Origin of the sequence: Diaphorobacter ruginosibacter (genome assembly GCF_040396215.1) — a bacterium.
Taxonomy (GTDB): Bacteria; Pseudomonadota; Gammaproteobacteria; order Burkholderiales; family Burkholderiaceae_C; genus Diaphorobacter_A; species Diaphorobacter_A ruginosibacter_A.
In genome coordinates this window covers 1-5,215 of the sequence record NZ_JBEBOW010000190.1, presented here as the reverse complement: position 1 = coordinate 5,215, position 5,215 = coordinate 1, and the positions used below count along the sequence as shown (strand labels likewise).

At 67.7% G+C, this 5,215-nt stretch carries 6 protein-coding genes; all 6 read right to left on the bottom strand.

Annotated elements, in window-relative coordinates; genetic code table 11:
• Nucleotides 1-162: 162 nt before the first annotated feature.
• A complete protein-coding gene (locus ABWP92_RS16350; protein WP_353236467.1) occupies nt 163-1,002 on the bottom strand; it encodes a Rossmann-like domain-containing protein in 840 nt (279 codons plus the stop codon).
• 12 nt (nt 1,003-1,014) lie between these two features.
• A complete protein-coding gene (locus ABWP92_RS16345; protein ID WP_353236466.1) occupies nt 1,015-1,839 on the bottom strand; it encodes a class I SAM-dependent methyltransferase in 825 nt (274 codons plus the stop codon).
• Complete coding sequence (locus ABWP92_RS16340; protein ID WP_353236465.1) at nt 1,836-2,630, bottom strand: ABC transporter ATP-binding protein; 795 nt, start codon at nt 2,628-2,630, stop codon at nt 1,836-1,838. Before ABWP92_RS16340 ends, ABWP92_RS16345 begins: the two co-directional genes overlap by 4 nt.
• The gene (locus tag ABWP92_RS16335; protein ID WP_353236464.1) at nt 2,627-3,661 is read right to left on the bottom strand and encodes a FecCD family ABC transporter permease; all 1,035 of its coding nucleotides are present in this window, start codon (nt 3,659-3,661) and stop codon (nt 2,627-2,629) included. Before ABWP92_RS16335 ends, ABWP92_RS16340 begins: the two co-directional genes overlap by 4 nt.
• Complete coding sequence (locus tag ABWP92_RS16330) at nt 3,658-4,680, bottom strand: iron ABC transporter substrate-binding protein (RefSeq protein ID WP_353236463.1); 1,023 nt, start codon at nt 4,678-4,680, stop codon at nt 3,658-3,660. The genes ABWP92_RS16335 and ABWP92_RS16330 overlap by 4 nt, the downstream gene beginning before the upstream one ends.
• A partial coding sequence (locus ABWP92_RS16325) for a DUF2478 domain-containing protein (RefSeq protein ID WP_353236462.1) occupies nt 4,677-5,215 on the bottom strand: 539 nt, incomplete at its 5' end. The genes ABWP92_RS16325 and ABWP92_RS16330, both read right to left, overlap by 4 nt.

Genomic DNA, 5,215 nt, shown 5'->3' with positions numbered 1-5,215 from the left:
ATCCCGATTGCACTCCAACGCGGCTGCGTAGAGATCGTAAACACGTTCTAAGGGCTCTTTGCGTCAGCGCGGGCCGCAGCCCGCGCATCTGTGTAGATACGGATCGCGTAGTTTAGTTGCTCGTGCCGCCGGATGGCTGTCAGCCTGAAGGACCTCGGGCGCTCATGCGTCGCGGGGCAGGCGCAGGGTGAGGCGTTCCACTGTTTTCTCGAAAAAGTGATAGCCGGAGCCGCCTTCGGCCAGAAGGTCGAGCAGGGTATCCGGCGACGTCACGCGCGTGCCGCCGACGATGGCGACATGGCGCCGGGCATAGGGTTCGGCCAGCAGCGTCGCGGTCGGCCCGATGATGGCCGCCCTGGCGCCCAGACGCAGCAGCTGCAGCAGGCCGTCCAGCGTGTCGTTGAGGAGCGTGGTGCCGGTGGTGATGAGAACGTCCGCGAACGGAATCACCTGCGCGGCCTGTGCGGCAGGCACGTAGTAGGGCAATTCTTCCGGCTTGAGCGTGGCCGGGTCGAGTTCGAGCACCTTGAAGGGCTGGCCGCGCCGGCGCAATTCGCGCATGTAGGGCGGAAATGCGCCGACCAGGACCACGGACTGGCCGGGCCGCAGCTCCAGCGCATCGAAGGCGTCGCCACCCAGGACCTCGGCGCCGGCGGGTGGGCCGTCGCGCATCCAGAGCGTTTCGGCTACCGCGTTGAGCGTGGCCACGGCCAGGCCGCGGCGCAGCCCCGGCGGGCGATCGAGGTCCCGCAGCACCTGCCTGACGTCGAGGCCCGATAGCTTTCCCGGAGTCGGCATCGCATGGGCCGAACTGGGGCAGCACACGGCTTCGGGCACGGTCTTGATCGGCGTGGCGCAGATCCCGCCGGCGCCGTTGTTCAATTTGACGCCGGTAAAAAATATGCCGAGCACGGCGCGCTCGATCCTGAGCGATTCGATTTCCGGGCCGAGGCGCTCGAGCGCGGCGGCATGCAGGTCGGACAAGAGGGATGACGTGTTCATGGCGTGGGTCCTTTATCGTGCTGGCTGTGGGGCGGCAAAAAATTCTCTGCCGGCCTTTTCCCATGAAATGAAAGCCCAGCGCAAGGTCGACGGGATGCCGCCTGCCCGCATGGCGCGCTCGTACCATGCCTGCAAGCGGGCGAGCTCGTGCGTGTCGAGCTGGCCCTGCGACCAGATGACCCGCTGGGCGAATTCGTCGAAAGAGTCCACGCCGGAAAACCGCCCGTCACTTTCGATGAAGTCGAGCCGCGCATGAATGTTCCTGCTGTGCAGGATATTGAGCGCGTAGATGTAGTCGGGCAGCGGCGCGGGCGGCTGGCGGCCGATGGCCTCGAGCATGCCGGGATCGATGAACTGCCCGCCGACCAGATGCGTGAGGTAGACACGCTTCCTGGCCTTGGCGTCGAGCTTCGCCAGCGCAGCGCCCAGGTCGCGTACCTGGGTGCTGCGCGAGGCGATGGCGATGTCGCACTCCGGGACGGCCGACCAGTCGTCCTCCCAGGCCAGGTGCAGGGTTTTCAGGTTGGCATGGCCCTGCGTCTGCGCGTTTTTTTCCAGCACGTCGAGCATGCCCCGGCTGTAGTCCAGTCCGACGACCTGCTCGAACCTTTCGGCCAGCGGCAGGCAAATGGCGCCGTTGCCGCAGCCCACGTCCAGCAAGGTGCGCGCACCCGACAGGTCCATGCGGGCGATGAACTCCTGCGCATAGCGCTCCGCCGCCGTCTGCCGGTTCATGCGGGCCGCGCGGGCGTCCCAGTCGCTGCTGGGCTTGGCCTTGCCTGCGGCCTCCATGTGCTCGCGGTAGAGCCGGCAGAAATCAATGTCTGCGATGGTCATGCTGTGGCTTCTTTCTTTTCCGTGGCTGGCTGCGGGCTCTGCCGCAGGGGAAGGTAGGCGGCAATCTCGCTTTCCGCAACCCCGTAGAGCGCCGCCAGCCTGCCCGGCGTGGCGATGGCCTCGGGGGCGCCCGTGCCTACCATGTGTCCGGGTGCGAGCAGCGCGATGCGGTCGGCGACGCGCAAGGCGTGCTCCGGCTGGTGGGTGGACATCAGGACCGTGATCCCCTGGCTGCGCAGGCGGTCGATATGCCCGAGGATACGGATCTGGTTGCCGAAGTCCAGGCTGGCCGTGGGCTCGTCCATCACCAGCAGGGCGGGCTGCTGCGCAAGGGCGCGCGCAATCAGCACGAGTTGGCGCTCGCCGCCGCTGATCGCCGTGTAAATGCGCTGGCGCAAGTGAGTGATTCCCAGCATTTCCAGGCATTCGGCGGCAATCTCGCGGTCGTGGCGTGAAGGCATGGCGAAGCGTCCGATGCGCGCGGTGCGGCCCATCAGCACGACCTCATCGACGGTAAAGGGAAACACACCGGCATGGGCCTGCGGCACGTAGCCGACGCGACGCGCAAAGGCCATGCGAGACCAGCCGGAGATGGTTTCTCCAAGCACGCGCACCTCGCCCGCCAGCGGCGGCAGCAGGCCCAGCAGGGTTTTGAACAGCGTCGTCTTGCCGCAGCCGTTGGGCCCCAGCAGGCACAGGACCTCCCCGGCCGCGACGTCGAATGCGAGCGTGCTGGCCACCGTCTTGCGGCCATGGCCGATGGTCAGCGCGCGCGCTTCGATGATGTTCATTGCTCTTTCCCGTTGCGCGCCAGCAGATAAAGGAAGAACGGAGCACCGATGATCGCGGTGACGATGCCCAGCGGCAGCTCGATCACGACCAGCGTCCGCGCCAGGGTATCGGCGGCCACGATGAACCCCGCGCCCAGCAGGAGCGATGCGGGAAGGAGCCTGGAAAAACTCGGGCCGACCAGAAAGCGCGCCGCATGCGGGATGATCAGCCCGACCCAGCCGACGATGCCCGCGATCGAGACGACGGCGGCGGTCGCCAGCGTCGCGGCCACGATCAGCGCCAGCCGCAGGCGGGTGACCTCCAGGCCCAGCGCCGCGGCTTCTTCGTCGGGCAGGCTCAGAAGGTTGACGCGCCAGCGCAGCAATGCCATCGGCGCCAGGCCGATGAGGACGAGCGGCGCGGCGGAGGCCAGGTCGCGGGAGCTGATGCCGTTCAGGCTGCCGAGCAACCAGAAGACAATGGTGCTCAATTGCTGCGAGCTTGGATCGGAGAGGAGCTTGAACAGCGAGACTCCCGCATTGAGCAAGGTACCCACGGCGATGCCCGCGAGCACCAGGACCAGGATGGGGTCGTGCCGCCGCACCAGGGCGGAAACTCCGTATACCGCGCCCACGGCGGCCAGCCCGCAGGCAAAGGCGATCACCTGTATGGCCTCCAGCGGCCAGCCGAGAAAAATTCCGAGCGTCGCGCCAAAGCCTGCTCCGGCGGAGACACCCAGGATGTCGGGCGACACCAGCGGGTTGCGGAACATGTTCTGGTAGGCCGCGCCGGCCGCGGCGAGCGCCGCGCCGACGAAGATGCCCGCCATGATGCGGGGCAGGCGGATGTTCCAGATGACGATCTCGACGGCTTGCGGCAGTTGGGCATCCGCTCCCGTCATGCGGGCCCAGACGGAACGCAGCAGATCGGCTGGAGAGACCGGGTATTTGCCGACGGCAAAGGCCGCCACGACGATGGCAAGCACGGCCAGTCCGGCCGCCGCGAAGGCGGGAAAGGGCGGCAGGGAGGCGCTCTTGCCGGATGCGCTCATCGCGCTGGCCCTTCGATGCCATAGAACAGCCGGTTGAATTCAGCCGTCGTGCGCGCCAGCTCGTCCTTGCCGACGCCATGCAGTTCGGCGAGCAGCCAGAATACGCCGGCAAGGCGATTGATGCCCGGCGGAACATCGAGCGAGCCAAAGGGAATGCTCGGTGCGCAGAGAATGCGTTTCGACTGCACGGCGGGAATGGAGCGCCAGCGCGGGTCGTCGAGGATGCGGCTGGCGAAATCCGGGTCCTGGGTCAGGATGACCTCCGGCGCCCAGCCGATCACCTGTTCGAGCGATACGCTGGCGGTGCCGATTCTTTCTCCGCCTTGCGCGGCCACGTTGTAGCCGCCGGCGATCTCCAGGGCCTCTGTGTGCAGCGATCCGGCCATGCCGGTTTCAAGCCCTTTCGGGCCCCGGCTGAAATAGACGCGCGGACGCTTTTCGATCGGCATGGCCTGCCGCACGCGCGCGGCATTCGAGAGGATTTTCTCCGCGTGTCCGGCCAATGCGTCACCGCGGGCCTCGACGCCGAGCAGGCGGCCAGTTTCGCGCAATTGGCGCGCGCTGTCGGACAGGTGGCCGTCGATCAGAACGTAGGGTATGCCCGTCTGTTCGTTGACGCGGCGGGCGGCTGACAGATAGGTGTCGTCGACGCTGCCGGCATCGACGATCAGGTCGGGCTTGAGCGCGAGCAGGGCTTCGGCCGGCATGGTGCTGCCGCGCCCGGACAGCCGCCCCAGCACGGGCAGGTCGCGCAGCGGCGGGCCCAGAGCCTTGAGCGCCTCGGGATTCATCCAGGACGTCGATGGCCAGCCGAGCATCTTGTGCGGCGCGAGCGCGGCCACCAGAACGGTCGCGGGCGGGCCCGCCACGAATACGCGCTGAATGCCCGATGGCGGCGGGATGCGCCCGAATGTCCTGATGAGGCCGGGCTGCGTGGTCTGGGTAATGGCGCCCGTGCGGCCCCATGGCGCCAGGATCGGTGCGCAGGCCAGGGCGCGCAGCAGGGCGCGGCGTTTCATGAGGTCTGCTCCCGGGGCTGGCTGACGCGGGCAAACCAGTTCTGCAGCGCCTGCATCTCGGGAGGCAATTCGGCGCCGCAATGGCCGATCACGGCGCGCCAGCGTGGCAGGTATTCATCGGAGACGACGGTGAGGAGCGGTATTCCCGCCGCCGCGAGGGCCAGCATCTCCGTGGCGAGTCCCGCGCCGTTCGCCTCGAGCGCGCCAAAGCGGTTGGCCACGGCAAGGTCGGGGCGCTGCTCCAGCGCCCGCCGCAGCACCACGCTGGAAGCCGTAACGCTGGTCGAGTCCAGGCTGCATGAGCCCGAGCCCGGGCCGAGGCGCTGAAACAGCGCAAAGCACTGTCCGCTGTCAAGATCGACCAGCATGGTTGCCGCCTTGCCACGTCCGTCCTTTTCCTGCTGCACCAGGCCATGCACGCGCCATCCGCGCTCGCGCAGGCCGAAGGCGAAGTCGGCCAGCAGGCCGTCCGCCGTGCCGTGCTCCGAATGCACGATGGCGGCGACAAGGGGAGTGGCGTTCTCGCCGGGTGTTT

Coding starts and splice junctions, on each gene's coding strand:
- ABWP92_RS16350 (WP_353236467.1), bottom strand. CDS start 1,002: ATGAACACGTCATCCCTCTTGTCCGACCTGCATGCCGCCGCGCTCGAG.
- ABWP92_RS16345 (WP_353236466.1), bottom strand. CDS start 1,839: ATGACCATCGCAGACATTGATTTCTGCCGGCTCTACCGCGAGCACATG.
- ABWP92_RS16340 (WP_353236465.1), bottom strand. CDS start 2,630: ATGAACATCATCGAAGCGCGCGCGCTGACCATCGGCCATGGCCGCAAG.
- ABWP92_RS16335 (WP_353236464.1), bottom strand. CDS start 3,661: ATGAGCGCATCCGGCAAGAGCGCCTCCCTGCCGCCCTTTCCCGCCTTC.
- ABWP92_RS16330 (WP_353236463.1), bottom strand. CDS start 4,680: ATGAAACGCCGCGCCCTGCTGCGCGCCCTGGCCTGCGCACCGATCCTG.